Here is a 23,149-nt window from a genome sequence, read left to right on the forward strand (position 1 = left end):
CATGGCAGTAGGAGACATCGTCCCGATCGAACTCGGGCTCACCGATGGCGATCTCGTAACTCTTTGGGCGCCGCGCTGGCGCGAGGGCGATGACGAATGGGAGGCGTTCCTCGGACACGACGACGACCTCTACGGCTTCGCGTCCGTTGCGGAGCTTGCAGCGTTCATTCGCACGAACAAGGACAACGATCTCGTCGAGCATCCGGCCTGGTCGGTCGTCTCGGCACTGTCTGCAGCAGAGCTGGAGCCGGAGGAGAACTTCTGCTACGACCTCGTCGCCGTTCCCGAACTGGCCGCGAGCGAGCCCGACGCCGAGATCGTCACCGAGCTCGAAGACACACTCGAGATGGTCCGGACCATCGGCGAGGTGTGCGAACTCGACGTCGTCATCAAGTTCTTCAGCGCCAACCCGATTCTGGGCGCGCTGCCTGGCGGCGTCCGAGCCTTCGCCGGCCGTGACGGAGAAGCACTGTGGGACAAGGTCGGTGCGGCGGTCGCCAAGGGCTGGGACGCGGTACTCGATGCGATCGACAAGGTTGTCTCGACACCCGAGGTAGATGCCGCCGCCGTCGAGGTTGCCGAAGCCGAACTGCTGATCGCTGCAGAGAACACCGTCGACGCCGACGACACTGTCAGCGAATCCGCCGACGAAGACGAGTTCGAAACAGTCGATTTCGAAGAAGAGCCAGAGGACGACGGCGAGGATTCCTTCTGGGACACCGTCGGGATCGACCCGGTGAAGATCATCACCTCCGAGGGCGACTTCTTCACCCTGCGTTGCTATCTGGATGACGAGCCGATCTTCCTCGGCACCAAGGGTGACATCACGGTCTTCACCTCCGAGCGTCAGCTCGCTCGGCATCTCGCAGACAACAGCGATCACGATCTCGCCAAGGTGAGCACGTACTCCGAGGTCGAGACCGCAGCGGTCGACGGGTCGCTCGAGATCGAGGTCACCGACGAGAACGTCTACGTTCTCACCGGACTTGCCGACGACCTCGGCGAAGGCCCGGAAATCGTCGACGCCGAACAGCTCGACCTGATCGTGGAATTGTTCTCCGATGCAGCGGATTACGCGGGCGACGACTCGGTCGAGAAGGCGCTCGCACCGTCGACTCCGCTCGGGTGGTACGTGTCGTATCTGCTCAATCCCGATCCGTCGCGGCTCGCTCCGAGCCCGCCGTTCGCTGCGGAAGCGCAGGCGTGGCTGACTCTCGAGCGGGAATTCGAAACGCGGCTCAACAAAGCCTGATCCGATCGGTCCTGGTCGGGTTACCCGATCAGGACCGCGAACCCAGGTTTGATGACGTGGTCGATGAGTCGCAGTCGTTCCGCGAAGGGGATGAACGCGGACTTCATGGCGTTGATCGTGAAGCGCTCCAGGTCGCTCCAGCCGTAGCCGAAAGCGTTGACCAGCTCCAGCATTTCGTTGCTCATCGTCGTATCGCCGAGCAGCCGGTTGTCGGTGTTCACCGTGACGCGGAACCTGAGCTCTGCGAGTAGGGCGAAAGGATGCTCGGCCAGCGATTCGACCGCTCCGGTCTGCACATTGGATGTCGGGCACAGTTCGAGCGGAATACGTTTGTCGCGAACGTAATTGGCGACGCGACCGAGCGTCGGTTCGCTGCCGGTGCGGTCGATGTCGTCGATGATCCGAACGCCGTGACCTAGTCTGTCGGCCCCGCAGAAGGCGATCGCCTCGTGGATCGAGGGCAGTCCGAAGGCCTCGCCCGCGTGAATGGTGAAGCGTGCGTTGTTCGCTCGCATGTGTTCGAACGCATCGAGATGGCGGCTCGGCGGATAGCCTGCCTCCGCCCCTGCAATGTCGAAACCGACGACACCACGATCACGGAAACGTAGTGCCAGCTCCGCGATTTCGAGCGAGCGCGCAGCGTGCCGCATCGCCGTGAGCAGGCACACGACACGAATCGTCCTGCCGGACGCGGCAACGGCCGACTCGCCTTCGGCGAAGCCCGCGAGCGTGTGCTCGACGACCTCGTCGAGCGACAGACCTGCTTCCAGGTGCTGCTCGGGCGCGAACCTGATCTCGGCGTAGACAACGCCGTCGTCGGCGAGGTCCTCGACACATTCACGGGCAACCCGTGTCAGCCCATCAGGTGTCTGCATGACTGCCACTGTGTGAGCGAAGGTTTCGAGATAGCGCACCAACGAACCGCTGTACGCGGATTCGCGGAACCAGGTACCGAGTGCGACCGGGTCGTCGGCGGGCAGCTTGTCGTAGCCGCACGCCTCGGCTAGAGAGATGATCGTCGCCGGTCGCAGTCCCCCGTCGAGGTGGTCGTGCAACAACGCTTTCGGGGCACGGCGTATCGACGCCAGATCGAGCGGTTGCGGCCCACGCAGTGAATCTGCACCCATGCGATGACCGTAGCGGTTGAACGCGCTGTAAGCCGAGCGATGGCGTCAGCTGACCCTGTCCACAACCAGCGGCGACGGCGCGGGGGCGTCGGATCCGATCGTCCAGCCCGAAGCCAGCGTCTCAACCGCGCCCGCGAAGGTGTCGGGAGTGTCGGTGTGCAGCGTGAAGAGCACCTGCCCACGCCGTACCTTGTCGCCGGGTTTGGCCGCCAGCTCGATACCGGCCCCGAATTGGACGGCGTCGCCCTGGCGCGCACGTCCGGCGCCGAGCTGCCGCACAGCGATACCGACTGCCATCGCATCCAGCTCCGTCAGCACACCCGACTCCGGTGCCGTGACAACCTCGGTGTGCTTCGCACGGGGTAGGGACGCGTTCGGGTCGCCGCCCTGTGCTGCGATCATCGCGCGCCAGCGGTCCATCGCAGAGCCGTCAGCAAGGCGGTCGGCAGGATCGACATCGCGAATACCCGCGAGCTCCAACATTTCTCGTGCGAGAACCAGCGTCAGTTCGACGACATCGGCAGGTCCGCCGCCCTGCAGCACGTCGATGGACTCAGCGACCTCGAGTGCGTTGCCCGCAGTCAGGCCGAGTGGGGTCTGCATTGCCGTGAGCAACGCGACGGTCGGCAGACCCGCGTCGCGGCCGAGTTCGACCATCGCCGTCGCCAACTCGTGCGCGCCCTCGCGGGTCTTCATAAATGCGCCTGCGCCGAATTTCACATCGAGCACCAGCGAGCCCGTGCCTTCGGCGATCTTCTTGCTCATGATCGAGCTCGCAAGTAGCGGTATCGATTCGACGGTGCCGGTGACGTCACGCAGTGCATAAAGCTTCTTGTCTGCGGGTGCGAGATCTGCGCCGGCCGCGCAGATCACGGCACCGACGTCGGGATCGGAGAGGATTCTGCGCATGTCGGCGGTGGAGAGGTCTGCACGCCAGCCGGGGATGGACTCCAGCTTGTCGAGCGTGCCGCCGGTGTGGCCGAGTCCACGACCCGACAGTTGTGGAACTGCGGCACCGCATGCCGCGACGAGCGGTGCGAGCGGCAACGTGATCTTGTCTCCGACGCCGCCCGTCGAATGTTTGTCGACAGCGGGCGCGGGTAAATCTGTGAAGTCGAGTCGTTGACCGGACGCGATCATCGCGGCCGTCCAACGACTCGTTTCGGCTCGTGTCATACCGCGCAGGAGGATTGCCATCGCCAACGCAGACATCTGTTCGTCGGCGACGATGCCGCGGGTGAAGCCGTCGACCACCCAGTCGATCTGGTCTTCGGACAGTACGTGGCCGTCTCGCTTGGCCATGATGATCGATATGGCGTCAGGCATCGGACGCTCCTCGGTTGCTGTCGGTGTTGACGGCATCGAGATCGTCCGGCCCGAATGCGTTGGGCAACAACGTGTCGAGTGAAACGGGGCCGGTTCGGAAGTCGACCGCCAATCCTGGGCCGCCGTGTTCGAGCAGTAATTGTCGGCATCGTCCGCACGGCATGAGAATTTCGCCACGTGCATCGCAAACGGATACGGCGATCAAGCGACCGCCACCGCTGGAATGGAGGTTGCAAATCACGGCACACTCGGCGCAAAGGCCCAGTCCATATGAGACATTCTCCACATTGCAACCGACAACGACTCGGCCGTCATCTGCTAAGGCAGCGGCGCCGACGGGAAACCGAGAGTACGGCGCGTAGGCGTTTCGCATGGTCCGATAAGCGTTGTCACGCAAGATATTCCAGTCGATTTCGACCATCGTGATCCACCTCGTTTCACTCGACAACACGTTACCGAATTACACATTCAACTGCCGCTCCAGCATTGGAAAGGCAAACCTAACAACGACGCTCGCGCCGAAACGTTTCGCTAGTTCGGTTAGTTCCCAGTTTCGAAGAGGATTAGAGTTGATCACAAGTCGGCTCAGGTTCTCGTCGAGCGAAGGGGCTCGACGCGTCCATCAAAGACGTTGGAGGCAAAGCACTCGATGAGTACCACCACTGAGACCGCGGCACCTGAAAAGGCGCCGAAGCGGTCGCTCTACCGAGGTGATCCCGGGATGTGGTCCTGGGTCATGCACCGCATCAGCGGCGTCACCCTCTTCTTCTTCCTCTTCGTCCACGTTCTCGACACAGCCCTCGTGCGCGTGAGCCAGGACAGCTACAACGAAGTCGTCGACACCTACAAGAACCCGTTGGTCGGGTTGATGGAACTGGCGCTCGTCGCGCTCGTCCTCTACCACGGCCTCAACGGCGTTCGCGTCATGCTCGTCGACTTCTGGGGCAAGGGCCCGCGGAACCAGCGACTGATGTTGTGGATCATTCTCGGCATCTGGTTCGTAGTCATGATTCCCGCAGCCGGGCGCATCTTCTACAACATGTTTGCGGGGCACTGACATGACGACGACCGAAGCCAAATCGCTCGGTACCTCATACGACCGGCCGGCGAGCCTGGACAACCCGCGCTCGCCGCGCAAGGCATCCAAGAGCAACTTCGAGTTGTACGCGTGGCTCTTCATGCGGTTCTCCGGACTGGCACTGATCGTGCTCGTGTTCGGCCACTTGATCATCATGCTGATGGTCGACGAAGGTGTGCATCGCATCAACTTCGCGTTCGTCGCAGGACGTTGGGCCAGCCCGTTCTGGCAGTTCTGGGATCTGACGATGTTGTGGCTGGCGCAGCTGCACGGCGGCAACGGACTTCGGACCGTCATCGCCGACTACTCGCGCAAGGATTCGACACGGTTCTGGTTGAACACCCTCCTGGTGCTGTCGATGATCCTCATCATGGGACTCGGCACCTACGTCATCTTCACTTTCGACCCCAATATCAAGGCCAGCTAGGGGAACTGAGACAAACATGCAGGAACATCGCTATGACGTCGTCATCGTTGGAGCAGGCGGCGCGGGTATGCGCGCCGCTATCGAAGCGGGCCCCCGCGTTCGGACAGCGGTACTGACCAAGCTCTATCCGACTCGTAGCCACACCGGCGCCGCGCAGGGCGGCATGTGCGCGGCCCTTGCGAACGTCGAAGAAGACAACTGGGAATGGCACACCTTCGACACCGTGAAGGGCGGCGACTACCTGGTCGACCAGGACGCCGCCGAGATCATGGCGAAGGAAGCGATCGACGCCGTTCTCGACCTCGAGAAGATGGGTCTGCCGTTCAACCGGACGCCCGAGGGCAAGATCGATCAACGCCGCTTCGGTGGACATACGCGTGACCACGGCAAGGCTCCGGTCCGCCGGGCCTGTTACGCCGCCGACCGCACCGGTCACATGATCCTGCAGACGCTCTACCAGAACTGCGTCAAGCACGACGTGCAGTTCTTCAACGAGTTCTACGTGCTCGACATCGCGATCACCGAGACCGACCGCGGACCGACCGCCACGGGCGTCATCGCCTACGAGCTGGCGACCGGCGAACTGCACGTGTTCCATGCGAAGTCGATCGTCTTCGCGACCGGCGGTTCGGGCCGTATGTACAAGACGACATCCAACGCGCACACCCTGACCGGCGACGGTATGGCGATCGTGTTCCGCAAGGGACTTCCCTTGGAGGACATGGAGTTCCACCAGTTCCATCCGACCGGACTCGCAGGGCTGGGCATCCTCATCTCCGAAGCCGTCCGCGGCGAGGGTGGCATTCTGCGCAACGTCGACGGCGAACGCTTTATGGAGCGTTATGCGCCGACGATCAAGGACCTCGCACCTCGTGACATCGTCGCGCGGTCGATGGTGCTCGAGGTCCTCGAAGGCCGCGGCGCCGGACCCGACAAGGACTACGTCTACATCGACGTGACCCACCTCGGCGCAGAGGTGCTGGAGGAGAAACTCCCCGACATCACCGAATTCTCGCGCACCTACCTCGGTGTCGACCCGGTGACCGAACTCGTTCCCGTGTTCCCGACCTGCCACTACGTCATGGGCGGAATCCCGACACGGATCCGTGGCGAGGTGCTGCGCAACAACAAGGACATCGTCTACGGCCTCTACGCCGCCGGCGAATGCGCCTGCGTGTCGGTGCACGGCGCCAATCGCCTCGGCACCAACTCGCTGCTCGACATCAACGTGTTCGGTCGTCGTGCAGGTATGGCGGCAGCCGACTACGCGGAGCGGCACGCCGACTTCGTCCCGATGCCCGACAAGCCCGAGCACATGGTCGAGCAGTGGCTGGCCCGCATTCTCTCCGGCGACGGACACGAGCGCGCGGCCGACATCCGGACCGAAATGCAGAAGACGATGGACAACAACGCATCCGTCTTCCGCACGGAGGACACACTCAAGCAGGCGTTGGGCGACATCCAGAATCTCAAAGAGCGCTACAACCGAATCACAGTGCACGACAAGGGAAAGCGCTACAACAGCGATCTGCTCGAAGCGCTCGAACTCGGCTTCCTGCTCGAGTTGGCCGAAGTCACCGTCGTCGGTGCCCTCAACCGCAAGGAAACCCGCGGTGGACACGCTCGCGAGGACTATCCGAACCGCGACGACGTCAACTTCATGCGGCACACGATGGCGTACAAGGAGGGCAGCGATCTGCTGTCCGACATTCGCCTCGACTTCAAGCCGGTAGTGCAGACCCGCTACGAGCCGATGGAGCGTAAGTACTGATGACGACCACCGAAGCACCAGCCCCAGAGAAGGCGGCGCCGGTCCCCGAGGGATCGGTCATGGTCACCATGAAGATCGCGCGCTTCAACCCGGAGAACGATCTCGGTGCGCATTGGGAGAGCTTCCAGGTTCCCTGCCTGCCGACCGACCGGCTGTTGAACCTGCTGCTCTACATCAAGAACTACCTGGACGGCACACTCACGTTCCGGCGCTCGTGCGCGCACGGCGTGTGCGGTTCGGACGCTATGCGGATCAACGGCGTCAACCGTCTTGCCTGCAAGGTGCTGATGCGTGACATGTTGCCGAAGGACTCCAGCAAGACGCTGACCATCTCGGTCGAGCCGATCCGTGGCTTGCCGGTCGAGAAGGATCTGATCGTCGACATGGAACCGTTCTTCGATGCGTTCCGTGCGGTCAAGCCGTACCTGATCACCACGGGCAACGAGCCGACACGGGAGCGCATCCAGTCGGCGGCCGATCGTCACCGCTTCGACGACACCACGAAGTGCATTCTGTGTGCGTGCTGCACCACGTCGTGCCCGGTGTACTGGAGTGACGGCAGCTACTTCGGTCCCGCCGCGATCGTCAATGCGCACCGGTTCATTTTCGACAGCCGTGACGAAGGTGCGCGCGAGCGTCTCGACATCCTCAACGACGTCGAAGGTGTGTGGCGTTGCCGCACGACGTTCAACTGCACCGACGCGTGCCCGCGTGGCATCGAAGTGACGAAGGCAATTCAGGAAGTCAAGCGCGCGTTGCTGTTTGCACGCTGACCTACTTTCTACGGATCAGCGCCCGAGCGGTAAGCCGTCTTCCAGATAGCGAACCGCTCGGAGCGCGTCGGTCGGGCTGTTCGTATTTTCGTTCATCGTCGCGACGATGGCACCGACCATTGCGCCGGCATGTGCGCGCACTTCGGTGTCGTCGGCGGATCGACCGGTGCGCTCGGCCATCATCTCAGCGAGCATGTCGATGGTGCGCATCATTTCTTGCGTCACAGCCCGTTTCAATTCGGGTACCGAGTAGAGCAGGCGGGTGCGGCGCCTCTCGAATTCGACGTCCTCCGGCGTCAAATCGTTGAACAGCGCCTCTGCAGCGAGTCGGATCGCGGCGAACATCGGTACGTCGGATGGCTGAGCGGCGACCGCCTGGATCATCGCGGGATCGAGATCGTCGGCGAGCACCAACTGTTCCTTCGTGGGGAAATACCGGAAGAACGTGCTCGGCGAAACGTCTGCGGCTTCCGCGATCTGCTCGATCGTCGTCTCCGCGTACCCTTGCTCCTCGAACAGGCGGAACGCCTCGGACCGAATGGTGGCCCGAGTGCGCGCCTTTTTTCGTTCCCTGAGCCCGATCGATGGAACGGTCGTGTCAGCCGGCATGCACTGATTCTGACTTATCCACCGACGGTGGCGTCGCATCCGGGGTTGTCGGGTTCGTCGCCTGCGGGCGAAAGCGTGCCGCAAGGACAACTGCGACCGCGCAGGTTGCCGCACAGACCCACAGCATGACGCCCATGCCGGACACAAACGACGCCTGTACGTGCTCGAGCAATCCGGAGTCGCCGGTCGACTTCGCCACTGCGACAACGGCGTTGACGCCGTCGCTGATCGGCGCGGTATCGAGGTCGCCGAGTTCGGAGCGGTAGCGCGTGGCGAGCACGGTACCGAGGATAGCCACCCCGATCGTGCCACCAGCCTGCCGAAGTGCCTGAATCAGTGCCGAGCCCGACCCGGATCGCTCGGCCGACAATGCGTCCATTGCGACACCCATCGCTGCGGGCATCACGAAGCCCATCCCCGCACCGACAACGGTGATCCAGATTGCGGTGAATCCGTAGCCGGATTCGACGGAGGTCAGTGCGCCGGTTGCAAGTCCTGCCGTCAGCAAAACGAAGCCGACGACGATCACCGACCGCGCACCCGCACGTTGGAGCAATCGGTCACCCAGTCGCGTGCCGACGACAAGTCCGCCGATCAGCGGCAGCAAGCGCAGACCACTACCGAGGGCATCGGTGCCGAGGACTGCCTGAAAATACTGTGGTGCGGTGAAGAACAGCCCGAACATGCCGAAGTTGACCAGGGTCGCGAAGATCGTGCCCCACCGAAACCCTGCACTCGCGAACAGCGAGAGGTCGATCAGCGGATGTTCGGTTCGGCTTTCCCACCACGCGAAGACCGCGAGTATGGCAATGCCCGCAGCGATCGAGGCCCCGACGACGATGTCACTCCAGCCGTTCTCGCCGGCTCGAATGAAGCCGTAGGTGAGGCTCAGGAGGCCGAGCGAGGAAGCGACGGCACCTGGAACGTCGATGGGAGTGCGTTGCGCGCTACGCGATTCGGGCACGAGCACGGCGACCGCCACAGCGCCGACGAGGACGAGCGGGACGTTGATGAGGAAGACCGACCCCCACCAGTAGTGCTCGAGTAGCCAGCCACCGAGAATCGGGCCGAGCGGAAGGCCGATCGCTGTCGACGTCACCCAGATCGTCAAAGCCCGCGCCCGCTCTTTCGAGTCGGGAAACAGGATCGGCAGCACCGACATCGATAGCGGCATCATGATCGCGGCGCCGAGTCCGAGTACGGCCCGACCTGCGACAAGTTGCCCGGACGTCGCGGCGTAGCTGCAAGCCAGCGAGGCGGCGCCGAAGAGCAGCAGGGCTCCGAGCAGAAACTTCTTGCGCCCGTAGCGGTCCCCCAGTGCGCCTGCGGGCAGCATCGCGGCGGCGAGCACAAGCGTGTACGCCGAGCTGAACCACTGCAGCTGAGAACTGCTCGCGTCGAGGTCCGTCGCAAGGGTCGGCAAGGCAACGGTCAGCACTGTGACGTCGAGTCCGATCGTCAGCATCGCGACTGCAAGAGCACCGAGTGCCAGCCACCGGCGACGCGAATCGACTTTGGTCATGACATCTCCTATCAAGTGGATGTTTATCTATTTTGATAGTAACCACCATTTAAGGCAGGCTGTCAATACCTCGTATTGGCATCTCCGATTCCGAGGCGCCACCCCCAGCGGACACTGAGGTGCAGACGTCCCGACATGACAGGCGGTGAGATGACCGACCACTTCTTGACCGACGATCAGATCGACACGATGACGCCGATGCAGCGTCGTGAGTTGATCGCGCGGTTACAGCGCCCGATCGCAGAACTGTTCCCTCCGCCCGAGCACATCGAGCGGATCCGCCGTGCGCGGCTCGGCATGATGATCTTCGGCTCGATTGCGCTGATCCCCTGGATCGTCTACCTGCTGTTGACGTTGCCGGACGACTACGTTGCCAACAACTGGACACTCACCTGGGTCGGGTTCGACGGACTGCTCGTCGTCATGATGGCGACGACCGCAGTGCTCGGCTGGAAACGCAGACAACTGCTCGTGCTGACAGCGTTCGCGACCGGAATCCTGCTGCTCTGCGACGCGTGGTTCGACATCATGACCGCCCAAGCGGACGACGTCTGGATCGCGGTGGCGACCGCACTGATTCTCGAATTGCCCGTCGCATTCGTACTCATCAGCGGCACGTTGCGAATAATTCGATTGATGGCGGCGCGGCAATGGTTGCTGGAACCGGGAATGCGACTGTGGGACGTGCGTCTGCCTATCTGAAAGATAGCCGACCTGCCGCTATTCTCGATGCCATGGGGGAAACATCGGCGAGGGAAACATCGGCGCCTCGAACAACGCGGGCAATACTCGGCGGGTTTGCCCTGCTCGGTGTCGTCGCCATCGCGTTAGGGATCGCGGTCGCCAAGTTCGGCGTATTCGATGCTGCTGGGCCGCAAGCATTCCCAGCGGTGTCGACCGCCGGCCTCGACCCACGCCAAGCCAAGATCGTCGAACTGCTGCACACCGAGTTCGACGCTGCACCGCCTGGCGAGAAGTATTCCGAAGGCGTCGACGAACCCTGGTGTGCCGACTTCGTCAGCTGGATCATGCGCGAGGCAGAAATGCCTTTAGCAAATCCGAACTCGGGATCCTGGCGTATCCCCGGCGTCTACACATTGCAGGAGTTCTACACCGCTAACGGTCGATTCGTCGCACACGGCACCGGTTATCAGCCGAAGATCGGCGACACGGTGCTCTACAGCGACGACAGCAAGTTCGGTCAGCACACCAACGTCGTCGTCGCCAACGATGCCGGGACGCTGACCACCGTCGGCGGCAACGAAGGCGATGAGATTCGCGTCAGCACAGTCGATCTCAGCGATGCCGGGATCGTCGGCTACGGCGTCCTGTAGCCCACTCGGGCGATCCGATAACTAGAGCTCGCCGAGTATGTCGGCTGCATCTTGGCTGCCTGCATCGGCGAGTCGTTGCAGCTCCGCGACGTCACCTCGTTCTTCGGCCAGCTCGACGAGTTGGTCGACAGCATCCTGACTACCGTCGGCGGCGAGGCGGCGTAGTTCGTCGAAATCGCCACGCTCGCCTGCCAATTCGACGAGTTGGTCAACGGCATCCTGACTGCCTTCGGCTGCCTGCCGCCTGAGGTCGATAAGCTCTTGGTCCACTATCATGTGCCTTTCGTCGTTGTCGGCGTCGGCAATGCGCCTGTGCGCCGGAGGTTTTCACGACGAACCAGCCATTCGTCGCGCAATTCGGGTAGCCGCTCGCCGAGGAATTCGGCCAACGCGATCGTCTCTTCCAGCGGCGCGCGGCGTTCCGCAGAGGAGTCACTCAGCAGCGCAAGACCTTCACGAAAGAGTGCTGCGTGCTCTTCGTGAATTGCGGAGTCGAAGTTCTGAGGTTGGCGACTTTCGGGGTCGATAGTCACTCGGTCGACGCGCTCCCCCGCCGCCCGGTCACGCCTGACGATGTGAAAGCTCTCGAGCATTTTCACGGCACCGGTGATAGCGCTGCGACTCGCAAGCAGGGCGTCGCTGAGTTCGTCGATCGTTTGCGCCGCCGGTTCGCACACGAACAGGTACCCGAGCAGCCGCCCCGCCATGGGCGGAAATCCGTACTGCCGAGCGTAGAAGCGGCCAACGTGGTCGGCGAATACGATCTCGGCGTCAGCGGGCACGGCTCCAACCTAGCGCGACGGAGATTCAAATGACAATTATAAGTGTCATTTCAGCTATCTAGTTCCTTTTGAAGCGCGCGGTCGGCTGCCCTAGGCTGCCCCCACCATGAGAGCGCGATTCACAAGTTCGGTCGCGGTCGTCGCAGCGGTCCTGATCGGGATTTCGGGTGGGACCGCTGTAGCCGATCCAGCCGACGATCCGTCGACGTCCACCTCGACGACGACCCCGACGACGACACCCTTCACAACACCGAATACCGACAATTGCCCCAACAGCTCGAGCCCGCCGAAGGCGATCGACCTCTCGGAGGTGCCCGCCCCCGGCGATCCGACGCCGCAGCCATTGCCGATACCGGACGAGCCGGTAGGCGGTGACGAATTGGGCGATTGTGGTTCGGTGACTCCCGACAGTGCGCCTGCCCTGCCGAAGGAGATCTCCGCGACAGCGTGGGTGCTGTCGGACCTCGACTCCGGCGCCGTTCTCGCCGCGAAAGACCCGCACGGTCGCTACCGCCCCGCAAGCACGATCAAAATTCTGCTTGCGATCGTGGCATTGCGCGAGCTCGACCTGGGTCGCGTGGTCACGGGGACGATCGCCGATTCGGAGGTCGACGGCACGCGGGTCGGAATCGGGCCCGGTGGGCGCTATACGAATCTACAACTGATGCAAGCACTGGTCATGGCGTCAGGCAACGACGCCGCACACGCGATCTCTGCCCAACTCGGCGGCGACGAGGCTGCGGTCCGCAAGATGAACGACCTCGCGAAGTCGTTGGGCGGCATGGACACTCGCGCCGCAACACCATCGGGCCTCGACGGTCCCGGCATGTCGAGCTCCGCCTACGACCTTGCTCTCTTCTTCCGCGAAGCGATGCGAATTCCGAAGTTCGCAGAGTTGATCCGCACCGAGCAGGTTCAGTTTCCCGGCTTTCCGCCAGACCCCCGCATCCCCGACGACAAGGATCACCCGGCGTTCACGATCGGCAACGACAACCAACTGCTCTACAACTACGACGGTGCACTCGGCGGCAAGACCGGTTACACGGACGACGCCAGGCAGACCTTCGTCGCTGGGGCAGAGCGCAACGGTCGCCGACTCGGCATCACGCTGCTCAAGGCCGATGTGCTTCCGATCAGACCGTGGGAGCAGGCGGCGCGTCTGCTCGATTACGGCTTTTCTCTCGATCGCGACGCTTCGGTCGGCACACTCGTCGAACCGGAGGGCACACCAGTCACGACGACCACGTCACGTCGGCAGCAGAGCAGTGGCGTCACACTGGCTGCGCCGCCGGTCGACGCAACGGCGTCTCGACTTCCGAAGTCGACCGACGACGACTTCGGCTGGGCTGGGCCTCTGGTTTTCGTACTCTTGGGTGTGCTCGTTGTGCTTGCTTTGCTCTACTGGGCCGACTCGCTCAATCGTCGGCGCAACCGACACTGATCCCGTCGCACGATCGGAGCCGCTGGTGAAGGCAGCATGGTTCGCCAGGTTCGGCGAACCGCCTAGCGCCGTTTGCGAGCTCCCGAAATGCCAAGCGCGGCAAGAGCTCCCGCGCCGACGAGGGCAATCCCGCCCGCAACGGACGGTCCGGTGCGGACCTCGACCCGCGGCGAGATGACCGCAGGATCCGGTGGGAGTACTGCGACCATTGCGAGGTTCTCGTCGGCGGTCGCTGCCCACGCCGTCGCGAACAGAATGATTCGCGCCGTGAAGAAGCTGAACACCATGATGCCGATGATCGGACCGAACGCAGCGCCGGCCGGGCTGCCGAGGACGGACTTCAGATAGAACGTCGCAATCTGCTTGAAGATCTCGAAGAAGACCGCAGCCAGCAGGGCCGCACGCATCGCGCTCTTGATGGTGACCGGTTCGCGTGGCAGTCGGGCGATCACCCACACGAATACCGCCCACGACGCCAAGAGTGCCAGCGCGATCGACACCACGCGCAGCACAATTCCGACGCCGGGCACCTCGTCGAGGTTGACCAAGGCGAGGAGTCGTTTGCCGACCGCGCCCGAACTGATAGCCGAGAGACCGAGCGAGACGACAAGGGCAAGTGCGAGTCCGACGAGAGCACCGAGGTCGACGATCTTGGTCTTCACGAAGTTGTCCGGCTCGTGCTTCTGATCCCACTGCTCGGTCAACGCGGCACGCAGGTTTGCCATCCAGCCGAGCCCGGCGTACAGCGCGCCGAGCAAGCCGATGACACCAACGCCGGTACGCGAATCGATCGCCTGATCGATCAAGCTTTTGAGCTGATCGCCCATCGACCCGTCGACATTCTCGGTCACCTTCTCGCGAACGGTGTCGAGTAGATCGGGATTGCCGACGAGGACGAAGCCCGCCGCCGAGAAACCGACCATCAGCAACGGGAACAGCGCCAGCACGGTGAAGTAGGTGATGCCGGCGGCGTAGTAGTCGCCGCGTTGTTGCTGGAATCGTCCGGCGGCGCGAATCAGGTGATCGAGCCAGGGTCGCTCTTCGCGTTGTTGCTTCAGGATTGCCTTGACGTCAGGGATGGCACTCACCCTTTCGGGGTCAGGAACCCCACTCGTTCGTACACCTGCCGCAGGGTCACGGAGGCAATCGCACGTGCTCGCTCGGCACCGATCGTCAAAATCCGGTCCAGCTCGGCCGGGTCCGCCAGAAATTCTGTCACTTGCGCCTGAATCGGGGTGACGAATTCGACCAGAGCATCGGCAACGTCGCCCTTGAGGTCGCCGTAACCCTTCCCCTCATACCCAGTTTCGAGGGTCTCAATCGGCTCACCCGTCAGCGCACCGAGAATCACCAGAAGGTTGCTCACGCCGGGCTTCGTGGCGGGATCGAACCTGATCTCGCGCTCGGTATCGGTGACGGCCGACTTGATCCTTTTGGCCGAAATCTTCGGATCGTCGAGAAGGTTGATGATGCCGGTGTCGGATGCGGCGGACTTGCTCATCTTCGCCGTCGGGTTCTGCAGGTCGAAAATCTTCGCCGTGCCCTTGATGATGTGCGCGTCGGGTACGACGAAAGTCTTCTTGTAACGAGTGTTGAATCGTTGTGCGAGGTCACGGGTGAGTTCGAGGTGCTGGCGCTGATCCTCACCGACGGGAACGAGTTGCGCCCGGTAGAGCAGGATGTCGGCAGCCTGCAGGATCGGATAGGTGAAAAGTCCGACACTCGCCTGCTCGTTCCCTTCGCGTGCGGACTTGTCCTTGAACTGCGTCATCCGCGACGCCTCACCGAACCCGGTGAGGCAGTTCAATACCCAGGCCAGCTCGGCGTGCTGGGGTACCTGGCTCTGCACGAACAATGTCGACTTGTTCGGGTCGATGCCGATCGCCAACAACTGCGCGACCGATACTCGGGTTCGCTTGGCAAGCAGCTTCGGATCCTGCGGCATCGTGATCGCATGCAGGTCCGGGATGAAGTACAACGCGTCGTGGCCGTCCTGCAGCCCGACCCAATCCTTCAGCGCGCCCAGATAATTGCCGAGATGGAAAGAATCTGCGGTCGGCTGGATCCCGGAGAGGACACGTGGCAACGAAGTCGGGGCGGTGCTGGACATGGTCTAGGAGGCTACGCGCCTCGTGAGTCTTTTCGGTGGTCCGGCCCTCCGGAAGGACTCACGAGGCGCGCAGCGCCCTACTGATCTCGACAACTTTGAACAGCACCGGATCAGGCTTCTTCGCCCACTCCTGCGCATAGAAGTCCATCGCTTCGACGAACCACCGCTTTTCTTCGGGTTCCCGACTGAGCAACTGATCGGCAGCTCGCACGACGACGACGTAACCGGGTGCAGCGCCGACGAATTCGTCGAGATCGCGCATACATTCGTCGAATGCATCCTTGTTTTCGCCGAAGTAGTCGGGGAACTGGAAAGCGGCCGCGAACTCGTCGAACAGTCGCTGCACGGTCGGCATCTTGTCACCACGAACCGTACGGACGAGGTAGCCGAGTTCGGTCGCTCGAAAACTGATCGAACCGTCGTCACGTGCGGCGACAACACGGCCGAAGACTGGCGACCCGGTCAGGATCTTCTCGATATCCGACATCAACGCATCCTCGTGAAGGTCTTGTAGTGATCGCCGGTGTACCAGGCGGAGCCGTCGCTGCCGGTGACGATTCGCTCCGCATCACGGGTCTGGCCGCGGCGCTTCGGATTGACGTCCCACTCCTTGTAGGTGATCGCTTTGCCGGCAGCATCTTTCACCGGCAACTGGCGGTCACGATTGCGCCAGGTCTCGCCGCCCTTTGTTCCCGGAGCGTTGGCGGATTCGGGCCACGAGCCCGCGTCGATCTTCTGCAGAGTCGCCGTCGCCGCCGCCGGTACACCCGACACCTGCGCCGAAATCGACCGTCCGTCACCGGTCGTCGGGGACCCGGCGCTCGGCGCATTGTCTTCGCCACGCGAGGAGAGCAGCAACAGCGCGACGACGACCACCAACACTGCGGCGGCACCCGCGCCGATCAGTCTGGACCTGTTCATCGGTACTGCACCGTCACGGGTGCGTGATCGGACCAGCGCGTGTCGTAGGTCTGCGCTCGCTCGACGGTCACCTGCTTCGCTCGTTCGGCAAGCTCCGCGGTCGCCAGTTGATAGTCGATCCGCCAGCCTGCGTCGTTGTCGAACGCGCGACCTCGGTAGGACCACCAGGTGTAGGGCCCGGCCACCTCCGGGTTCAGTCGGCGAGCGACGTCGGCCAGCCCCGCCGCTAGCAGCGAATCGATCCAAACACGTTCGTACGGAAGACATCCCGACGACTTCCGATTGGCCTTCCAGGCCTTCAGATCGAGGTCGGTGTGGGCGATGTTCCAGTCGCCGCTCACAACCAGATTCTTGTTCGCCTCCGTCGTCGCCAGCGCGGCGGCTCGGAGGTAGCGGCCGAAGGCATCGAGAAAACGGTCCTTCTCGTCTTGACGCGGCGTTCCGACGCCACCTGACGGGACGTACACACTCGCGACGGTCAAGTCACCGAAGTCCGCTTCGACGTAGCGACCGGATTCGGCGAACTCGTCCGAACCGAAGGCGACGCGAACCTTGTCGGCCGGCCTGCGGGACAGGATCGCGACTCCGCTTCGACCCTTTGCGGCCGTGGGTTCCGCTGTGGCGAGATGCCAACCGGACGCCAGCGCCGGACCGAGCGCGATCTGCAATTCATCGTCGGTCGCCCGAGTTTCCTGCAGGCACACAGCGTCTGCCTCGGTTGCCGCCAACCATTCGAGCAAACCTTTCCGAGCTGCGGCACGAACACCGTTGACGTTGACGGAAGAGATGATGTGAGCCACGTGAGCACGGTAGCGGACCCTGGCGCAGCGAACCCTCCGCACAGCACCACCAGCGCACGGTTTACGGTTTAGACCATGACGCAAACCGACCTCGGCGAGGCCGCACTCTCGAAGCTGAAGTCCAGCGAACTCGTAGCGCTACTAGGACGTTTGCAAGCCGACGATCCGGCGATAGGTGATCTCGACGTCGACGTCGTCGGCCGCCTCGTCGATCCGAAGAAGCTGAAGAACGAGGAATTCGCGTCGTTGCTGAGCAACCTCGCGCGCCTCGCTGACGCAGGTGCCGACGTCGACCTGGCAAAGATGGACGCAACGAACTTCGCGAAGTTGATCGCTCGGGCGTCCGACGATCAACTCAAAGCTGCAACAGCGGATCCCGCGTTGCGCACCCGAGTCCTGGACGAACTGTTCCGGCGGATGGACGCCCACTTCCTGCCCGAGAGAGCTCGCGACGGCCGGGTCGTCATGCAGTTCCGGGTCAGCGGGAAAGGCAACGGCGGCAAGGAAACCGACGACTACGCAGTCACCATCGCGGATCGAAAGTGCAGCGTCGAGAAGTCACTCGCACCCGATGCGAAGACGACGATCACGCTCAGCCCGGCGAACCTGCTCAAACTGGCGACCGGCAACGCAGGTGCCAAGATGATGTTCGTTCGCGGCAAGGTCAAAGTGAGCGGCTCGATCGGCTTCGCCGCGGGATTTATGAAGATGTTCGAAGTTCCGTCAGCCTGACCGGGTACTTGCGCTCACCCAACACCGTGTGTGAGCCTCAGTAACGTATAACCCAGCTTCGAAGAGACAGCTTTTTCCGGACAATGACGTCGAGGAAAGGTCCTCCCGCGTGACTCAGCCGACCGCAGCGCTCCACCTGGGATCCGGTGAGCCGGTCCTGCTCCTGCAGCCCTTTATGCTCTCCCCTCATGTCTGGCGCGGTGTCGCCGAGCGATTGGCCGAGTCCTACGAGGTCTTCGCACCTGCCTTCGCGGGTCACTGGGGTGGGCCTCGCCTCAACGGCTGGGATGCCAGCGCCTCCGCCATCGCCGACGCCGTTGAGAACCAACTCGACGAACTCGGCTGGAGCACCTGCCATATCGTCGGCAACTCGCTCGGCGGTTGGGTCGGTTTCGAACTCGAACGTCGTGGTCGCGCGCGCACCCTGACCGCTGTGGCTCCAGCTGGCGGCTGGCGTCATCTGAGCCCGGACGCCATCCTGGTCGGTCTCAAGTTTCTTTCACTCGGTCCGCTCGTCGGGATCGGCAAACTCGTCGGCGGCTTCGCGGCCCGAAATCGCCTCGTACACCGCGCTTTCCTGCCCCTGGTGAGCAAAGAGGCGAAGACCGTCGAACCGCGGGACGCCGAAGCGATGATTCTCGCCGCGTCGAACTGCAGAGCATTTCTGCCCGTGCTGTGGTCCGGCCTGAAGGGTGGCGGAGTTACCGGACTTGCCGATGTGAAGGTGCCGACCCGGCTACTGCTGTGCGAGTACGACCGCATCATCCCCATGCGCCGCTACGGGAGCATGTTCATCGACGAACTCCCGCCGGTCGCCGACCGAGTCACGATGAAAGGCGTCGGTCACTGCCCTCAGTTGGAGGCACCGGAGAAGGTGGCCGCGCTGATCTCGGAACATGTCGCGGCCTATCGGCCGCACCTGCGAGCGGTCTAGCAGCTCAGGCGGCCGTCCGGCGCTGTGCAAGAACCGAGACGCCGAGTACGAACAATCCAGCGATGGCAAGCATCGCTCCGACTGCTGCCGGCGCGGTATAGCCGAGACCCGCGGCGATGACGATGCCGCCGAGCCACGCGCCCGCTGCGTTGGCGATGTTGAGCGCGGCGTGGTTGAGCGCGGCGGCCAGTGATTGTGCATCTGCCGCCACGTCCATCAGTCGGGTTTGCAGCCCGGGGACCAAGGCGGCTCCCGCCGCACCGATGGCGAACACGCCGACAACTGCGGTGTACGGGTTGTGCGCTGCAGCGACGAACAGTGCGAGCACGATGGCCATCGTTGCCAGCAACGCGAAGAGGCTGGGAATCAACGCTTTGTCGGCAAGGATGCCGCCGACGATGTTGCCGACGACCATCCCGACGCCGTAGACCATCAGAACCACCGGGACCCAGGCGATCGGCAAGCCGGCCACATCGGTCAGCGTGGTGCTGACGTAGGTGTAGACCGCGAACATGCCACCGAAGCCGACCGTGCCGACTGCAAGGGTCAACCACACCTGGGAGCGACGCAGCGCGCCGAGTTCGGTGATCGGATTCGTCACCGCGACCCCGTGCAGGTCGGGAACCCAACGCAGCAGCGCGCCGACCGTGGCAACGCCGATGACGGTGACGATCGTAAAGGCGCTGCGCCAGCCGAAATGCTGACCCAAAGCCGCGGCGGCCGGGACCCCGACGACGTTCGCGACGCTGAGGCCGAGCATCACCGTCGCGACAGCCTTGGCTCGCTGTCCAGCGGGAACGAGTGACGCGGCGGCAAGGGATGCGACGCCGAAATACGCACCGTGTGGCAAGCCTGCGACGAAGCGCGAGACCATCAGCCACTCGTAGCTCGGCGCGAACACGGTGGCGGCGTTGCCGATGGTGAAGGCGACCATCAAGCCGATGAGGACCATTTTTCGCGGGAGCCGTGCCGTGGCGGCTGCGAGGAGCGGTGCGCCGACGACAACACCGAGCGCGTACGCGGAAATGACGTGGCCGGCAGTCGGCTCGGATACGCCGATGCCCGACGCGATGTCGGGAAGTAGGCCCATTGCCACGAACTCGGTGGTGCCGATACCGAACCCACCCATGGCGAGGGCGAGCATCGCCCAGCGGCGGGTAGCCGGGTGGGGCGAGCTGGTGCGATCGGAATCAGCACGAGGCGCGGTCGAAGTAGGCACGCTTGCGTACAACCGTCGCCACGGGCGGAAATCATCCCGCCGGGGCGGTGAAGTCGGTCACTGGCCGATCAGCGCAAAGCCTTCTGCAGGTTCTCGTCGAGGGCGCCGAGGAACTCCTCTGTCGTCAGATAACCCTGATCGCCGCCGACGAGCAGTGCGAGGTCCTTCGTCATCTGACCGCCCTCGACGGTGGTGATGACAACGTCTTCCAGCGCCTGCGCGAAGCCGATCACGTCGGGCGTGCCGTCGAGTTTGCCGCGGTGCTCCAGTCCACGGGTCCACGCGAAGATCGATGCGATCGGATTCGTCGAAGTGGGCTTGCCGGCCTGATGCTGCCGATAGTGCCGCGTGACCGTACCGTGCGCCGCTTCGGCCTCGCAGGTCTTGCCGTCCGGGGTCAGCAGCACCGAAGTCATCAGACCGAGCGAGCCGAAGCCCTGGGCGACCGTATCGGACTGCACGTCGCCGTCGTAGTTCTTACAAGCCCAGACGTAGCCGCCCTCCCACTTCATCGACGACGCAACCATGTCGTCGATGAGACGGTGTTCGTAAGTCAGTCCGGCGGCGTCGAATTCGGCCTTGAACTCTTTTTCGTAGATGTCCTGGAACGTGTCCTTGAACTGGCCGTCGTACGCCTTGAGGATCGTGTTCTTCGTGGACAGATACACCGGATAGTTCTGCTGCAGGCCGTAATTCAGCGAGGCCCGCGCGAAGTCGATGATCGACTGATTGAAGTTGTACTGCCCCTGCACGACTCCGCCGAGGCTTTCCTCTGTGAAGTGCACCAGCTCGTGCTGGATCGGTTCGTCGCCGTTGTCGGGTGTGTAGGTGATGGTGACCGTGCCGGGGCCCGGGACTTTGAAGTCGGTCGCCCGGTATTGGTCGCCGAAAGCGTGGCGACCGATGATGATCGGCTTCGTCCAGCCAGGGACCAACCGCGGCACGTTGGAGATGATGATCGGCGCACGGAAGATTGTGCCGCCCAGAATATTTCGAATTGTGCCGTTGGGTGAACGCCACATCTTCTTGAGGCCGAATTCCTCGACCCGGTCTTCGTCGGGAGTGATGGTCGCGCACTTGACGCCGACACCGTGCTTCTTGATGGCGTTGGCGGCGTCGACCGTCACCTGATCGTCGGTCTCGTCTCGATGTTCGATGCCGAGGTCGTAGTACTCGAGGTTCACGTCGAGATAAGGATGGATCAGCTTTTCTTTGATGAACTGCCAGATGATCCGCGTCATCTCGTCGCCGTCGAGTTCGACGACGGTGCCTTCTACCTTGATCTTCGACATGGGTGTTTCGCGTCCTCCTGAGAAGGTCTTCCCTCGGTGCTGCGGCCGCGAACGCACCTTGTGAGTGCGTTCGCGGCATCAACAGTCAACGTATACGGCTGCGCCTGTCAGCGTGTCGATCAATGCTAAACATGACGGCCGTCCGCGTTGGAACACAATCTGCCAACCCCGGTAGTTCGATTCTTCGGAGCGGACATATACGATGTTCGCCAGGTCACGAGCATCAGCGACAAGCCCCGGCTCGCTGGTCGGCAACCCTCCTTCGCGGCGGGGTGCCCCGGGTGATGACAAGGCCCTCGACAGTCGAGAGCAAGCGCGCCGTAGGAGGTTTCAAAATGTGTTGCTGTAGCGGATAGACCCCATCCCCGCCCCGCATTCCCATTACCTTTCTCTGGAGTTCCCATGACTGAATCCGTTGCGCCCGAATGGTCTTTCGAGACCAAGCAAGTTCACGTCGGCCAGGTCCCCGACGGCACGACCAACGCGCGCGCACTGCCGATCTACCAGACCACGTCGTACACGTTCAACAACACCGACCACGCCGCAGCCCTCTTCGGACTTGCCGAGCCGGGCAACATCTACACCCGCATCATGAACCCGACTCAGGATGCCGTCGAACAGCGCGTCGCGGCACTCGAAGGCGGCGTCGCAGCACTGCTCGTCGCATCGGGTCAGGCCGCCGAGACCTACTCGATCCTGAACATCGCAGGTGCCGGCGACCACATCGTGTCGAGCCCTCGCCTCTACGGCGGCACCTACAACCTCTTCCACTACTCGCTGCCCAAGCTCGGCATCGAGGTGTCGTTCGTCGAAGATCCGGACGACCTCGAGCAGTGGCGCGCCGCCATCCGCCCGAACACGAAGGCCTTCTTCGGTGAAACGATCTCGAACCCGAAGAACGACATCTTCGACATCCCCGGTGTCTCGGCTGTCGCGCACGAGTCGGGTATCCCGCTCATCGTCGACAACACCGTCGCGACGCCGTACCTGATCCAGCCGCTGAAGCACGGCGCCGACATCGTCGTGCACTCCGCGACGAAGTACCTCGGCGGTCACGGCACGGCCATCGGCGGGGTCATCGTCGACGGCGGCACGTTCGACTGGACTCAGGGTCGCTTCCCCGGCTTCACGACACCCGATCCCAGCTACCACGGTGTCGTGTTCGCCGATCTCGGCGCGCCGGCCTTTGCTTTGAAAGCCCGCGTCCAGTTGCTCCGCGACCTCGGTGCGGCAATATCGCCGTTCAACGCCTTCCTGATCAGCCAGGGTATCGAGACCTTGAGCCTGCGGGTAGAGCGTCATGTGCAGAACGCCAAGGCGGTCGCCGAGTTCCTCGAAGCCCGTCCTGAGGTGACGTCCGTTGCCTACGCGGGCCTGCCGTCGTCGCCGTGGTACGAGCTCGGACAGAAGCTCGCGCCGAAGGGCGCAGGCGCGATCGTGGCATTCGAGGTGGCCGGTGGCGTCGACGCGGGCAAGCGTTTCGTCAACGCGCTCACGCTGCACAGCCATGTCGCTAACATCGGTGACGTGCGTTCACTGGTGATCCACCCGGCTTCGACGACCCACTCGCAGCTGACTCCCGAGGAACAGCTCGCATCGGGCGTCACCCCTGGTCTCGTCCGTCTGGCAGTCGGCATCGAAGGTATCGCCGACATTCTTGCCGACCTCGAGGTTGGGCTGACGGCGGCAGCATCTTGAC

Annotated in this window: 25 protein-coding genes and 1 riboswitch; of the genes, 11 read left to right on the top strand and 14 right to left on the bottom strand. The window is 63.1% G+C overall.

The features are described from left to right. Window position 1: 1 nt before the first annotated feature. The gene (locus JGU71_RS06245) at window positions 2–1,252 is read left to right on the top strand and encodes a SatS C-terminal domain-containing protein (protein ID WP_199703163.1); all 1,251 of its coding nucleotides are present in this window, start codon (window positions 2–4) and stop codon (window positions 1,250–1,252) included. Window positions 1,253–1,272: 20 nt separating this feature from the next. On the opposite strand, the gene JGU71_RS06250 is transcribed toward JGU71_RS06245, so the two are convergent. From JGU71_RS06250 to JGU71_RS06260, 3 genes are read right to left on the bottom strand one after another with little or no spacing between them, the layout of a single operon-like run. Further along, window positions 1,273–2,379 carry an adenosine deaminase gene (locus JGU71_RS06250; protein WP_199703164.1) on the bottom strand — a complete coding sequence of 369 codons (1,107 nt, stop codon included), beginning with the start codon at window positions 2,377–2,379 and terminating at the stop codon, window positions 1,273–1,275. Window positions 2,380–2,424: 45 nt separating this feature from the next. Then, window positions 2,425–3,705 (bottom strand): thymidine phosphorylase, encoded by a 1,281-nt coding sequence (locus JGU71_RS06255; RefSeq protein WP_199703165.1) that lies wholly within the window; start codon window positions 3,703–3,705, stop codon window positions 2,425–2,427. After that, window positions 3,698–4,126, bottom strand: a complete 429-nt coding sequence (locus JGU71_RS06260; RefSeq protein ID WP_199703166.1) for a cytidine deaminase — start codon at window positions 4,124–4,126, stop codon at window positions 3,698–3,700. Before JGU71_RS06260 ends, JGU71_RS06255 begins: the two co-directional genes overlap by 8 nt. A 228-nt stretch (window positions 4,127–4,354) precedes the next feature. Between JGU71_RS06260 and sdhC the strand changes: the two genes are divergently transcribed. From sdhC to JGU71_RS06280, 4 genes are read left to right on the top strand one after another with little or no spacing between them, the layout of a single operon-like run. Further along, complete coding sequence (sdhC, locus tag JGU71_RS06265) at window positions 4,355–4,762, top strand: succinate dehydrogenase, cytochrome b556 subunit (protein WP_199703167.1); 408 nt, start codon at window positions 4,355–4,357, stop codon at window positions 4,760–4,762. A gap of 1 nt (window position 4,763) precedes the next feature. Next, window positions 4,764–5,210, top strand: coding sequence for a succinate dehydrogenase hydrophobic membrane anchor subunit (locus JGU71_RS06270; protein WP_199703168.1), 447 nt, complete (start codon window positions 4,764–4,766; stop codon window positions 5,208–5,210). Between the two features lie 16 nt (window positions 5,211–5,226). Then, on the top strand, window positions 5,227–6,981 hold the full coding sequence (sdhA, locus tag JGU71_RS06275; protein ID WP_199703169.1) for a succinate dehydrogenase flavoprotein subunit: 1,755 nt from the start codon (window positions 5,227–5,229) through the stop codon (window positions 6,979–6,981). Next, the gene (locus JGU71_RS06280; RefSeq protein ID WP_199703170.1) at window positions 6,981–7,754 is read left to right on the top strand and encodes a succinate dehydrogenase iron-sulfur subunit; all 774 of its coding nucleotides are present in this window, start codon (window positions 6,981–6,983) and stop codon (window positions 7,752–7,754) included. The genes sdhA and JGU71_RS06280 overlap by 1 nt, the downstream gene beginning before the upstream one ends. Before the next feature lie 15 nt (window positions 7,755–7,769). Here JGU71_RS06280 and JGU71_RS06285 read toward each other — a convergent pair whose 3' ends face one another. Further along, a complete protein-coding gene (locus JGU71_RS06285; RefSeq protein ID WP_199703171.1) occupies window positions 7,770–8,363 on the bottom strand; it encodes an acyl-CoA-like ligand-binding transcription factor in 594 nt (197 codons plus the stop codon). Further along, the gene (locus JGU71_RS06290) at window positions 8,353–9,885 is read right to left on the bottom strand and encodes an MFS transporter (RefSeq protein ID WP_199703172.1); all 1,533 of its coding nucleotides are present in this window, start codon (window positions 9,883–9,885) and stop codon (window positions 8,353–8,355) included. Before JGU71_RS06290 ends, JGU71_RS06285 begins: the two co-directional genes overlap by 11 nt. A gap of 150 nt (window positions 9,886–10,035) precedes the next feature. Here JGU71_RS06290 and JGU71_RS06295 point away from each other — a divergent pair, with 150 nt between their 5' ends. Beyond that, a complete protein-coding gene (locus JGU71_RS06295; RefSeq protein ID WP_199703173.1) occupies window positions 10,036–10,587 on the top strand; it encodes a hypothetical protein in 552 nt (183 codons plus the stop codon). A 32-nt stretch (window positions 10,588–10,619) separates the two neighbouring features. Beyond that, window positions 10,620–11,219, top strand: coding sequence for a CHAP domain-containing protein (locus tag JGU71_RS06300; RefSeq protein WP_199703174.1), 600 nt, complete (start codon window positions 10,620–10,622; stop codon window positions 11,217–11,219). Between the two features lie 21 nt (window positions 11,220–11,240). On the opposite strand, the gene JGU71_RS06305 is transcribed toward JGU71_RS06300, so the two are convergent. Continuing rightward, complete coding sequence (locus JGU71_RS06305; RefSeq protein WP_233528805.1) at window positions 11,241–11,495, bottom strand: hypothetical protein; 255 nt, start codon at window positions 11,493–11,495, stop codon at window positions 11,241–11,243. After that, window positions 11,492–12,001, bottom strand: a complete 510-nt coding sequence (locus JGU71_RS06310) for a GbsR/MarR family transcriptional regulator (protein ID WP_199703175.1) — start codon at window positions 11,999–12,001, stop codon at window positions 11,492–11,494. Before JGU71_RS06310 ends, JGU71_RS06305 begins: the two co-directional genes overlap by 4 nt. Window positions 12,002–12,107: 106 nt before the next feature. Here JGU71_RS06310 and JGU71_RS06315 point away from each other — a divergent pair, with 106 nt between their 5' ends. Then, window positions 12,108–13,442, top strand: a complete 1,335-nt coding sequence (locus JGU71_RS06315) for a D-alanyl-D-alanine carboxypeptidase family protein (protein ID WP_199703176.1) — start codon at window positions 12,108–12,110, stop codon at window positions 13,440–13,442. 62 nt (window positions 13,443–13,504) lie between these two features. On the opposite strand, the gene yhjD is transcribed toward JGU71_RS06315, so the two are convergent. Genes yhjD through JGU71_RS06340 form a run of 5 tightly spaced genes read right to left on the bottom strand, consistent with a single transcriptional unit; the run spans window position 13,505 to window position 17,273 of the window. Then, on the bottom strand, window positions 13,505–14,530 hold the full coding sequence (yhjD, locus tag JGU71_RS06320; RefSeq protein ID WP_199703177.1) for an inner membrane protein YhjD: 1,026 nt from the start codon (window positions 14,528–14,530) through the stop codon (window positions 13,505–13,507). Continuing rightward, window positions 14,527–15,552: a tryptophan--tRNA ligase gene (gene trpS, locus JGU71_RS06325; protein WP_199703178.1), complete on the bottom strand. Its 1,026-nt coding sequence runs from the start codon at window positions 15,550–15,552 to the stop codon at window positions 14,527–14,529. Before trpS ends, yhjD begins: the two co-directional genes overlap by 4 nt. Before the next feature lie 58 nt (window positions 15,553–15,610). Further along, window positions 15,611–16,039: a barstar family protein gene (locus JGU71_RS06330; protein WP_199703179.1), complete on the bottom strand. Its 429-nt coding sequence runs from the start codon at window positions 16,037–16,039 to the stop codon at window positions 15,611–15,613. Then, window positions 16,039–16,473, bottom strand: a complete 435-nt coding sequence (locus tag JGU71_RS06335; RefSeq protein ID WP_199703180.1) for a guanyl-specific ribonuclease — start codon at window positions 16,471–16,473, stop codon at window positions 16,039–16,041. Before JGU71_RS06335 ends, JGU71_RS06330 begins: the two co-directional genes overlap by 1 nt. Continuing rightward, window positions 16,470–17,273 carry an exodeoxyribonuclease III gene (locus JGU71_RS06340; RefSeq protein ID WP_199703181.1) on the bottom strand — a complete coding sequence of 268 codons (804 nt, stop codon included), beginning with the start codon at window positions 17,271–17,273 and terminating at the stop codon, window positions 16,470–16,472. Before JGU71_RS06340 ends, JGU71_RS06335 begins: the two co-directional genes overlap by 4 nt. Before the next feature lie 75 nt (window positions 17,274–17,348). Between JGU71_RS06340 and JGU71_RS06345 the strand changes: the two genes are divergently transcribed. Continuing rightward, the gene (locus JGU71_RS06345) at window positions 17,349–18,005 is read left to right on the top strand and encodes an SCP2 sterol-binding domain-containing protein (RefSeq protein ID WP_199703182.1); all 657 of its coding nucleotides are present in this window, start codon (window positions 17,349–17,351) and stop codon (window positions 18,003–18,005) included. Window positions 18,006–18,114: 109 nt separating this feature from the next. Then, on the top strand, window positions 18,115–18,939 hold the full coding sequence (gene ephH, locus JGU71_RS06350; protein WP_307829528.1) for an epoxide hydrolase EphH: 825 nt from the start codon (window positions 18,115–18,117) through the stop codon (window positions 18,937–18,939). Between the two features lie 4 nt (window positions 18,940–18,943). Here ephH and JGU71_RS06355 read toward each other — a convergent pair whose 3' ends face one another. Both JGU71_RS06355 and JGU71_RS06360 read right to left on the bottom strand, forming a co-directional pair. Continuing rightward, on the bottom strand, window positions 18,944–20,158 hold the full coding sequence (locus JGU71_RS06355; RefSeq protein WP_372433113.1) for an MFS transporter: 1,215 nt from the start codon (window positions 20,156–20,158) through the stop codon (window positions 18,944–18,946). A 68-nt stretch (window positions 20,159–20,226) separates the two neighbouring features. Then, window positions 20,227–21,450 carry an NADP-dependent isocitrate dehydrogenase gene (locus JGU71_RS06360; RefSeq protein ID WP_199703183.1) on the bottom strand — a complete coding sequence of 408 codons (1,224 nt, stop codon included), beginning with the start codon at window positions 21,448–21,450 and terminating at the stop codon, window positions 20,227–20,229. Window positions 21,451–21,662: 212 nt separating this feature from the next. Continuing rightward, window positions 21,663–21,772, top strand: a riboswitch (SAM riboswitch). Between the two features lie 80 nt (window positions 21,773–21,852). On the opposite strand from JGU71_RS06360, the gene JGU71_RS06365 reads away from it, so the two are divergent. Further along, a complete protein-coding gene (locus tag JGU71_RS06365) occupies window positions 21,853–23,148 on the top strand; it encodes a bifunctional o-acetylhomoserine/o-acetylserine sulfhydrylase (RefSeq protein ID WP_199703184.1) in 1,296 nt (431 codons plus the stop codon). Window position 23,149: the final 1 nt, after the last annotated feature.

It is taken from the genome of Antrihabitans stalagmiti (genome assembly GCF_016482825.1).
GTDB lineage: Bacteria > Actinomycetota > Actinomycetes > Mycobacteriales > Mycobacteriaceae > Antrihabitans > Antrihabitans stalagmiti.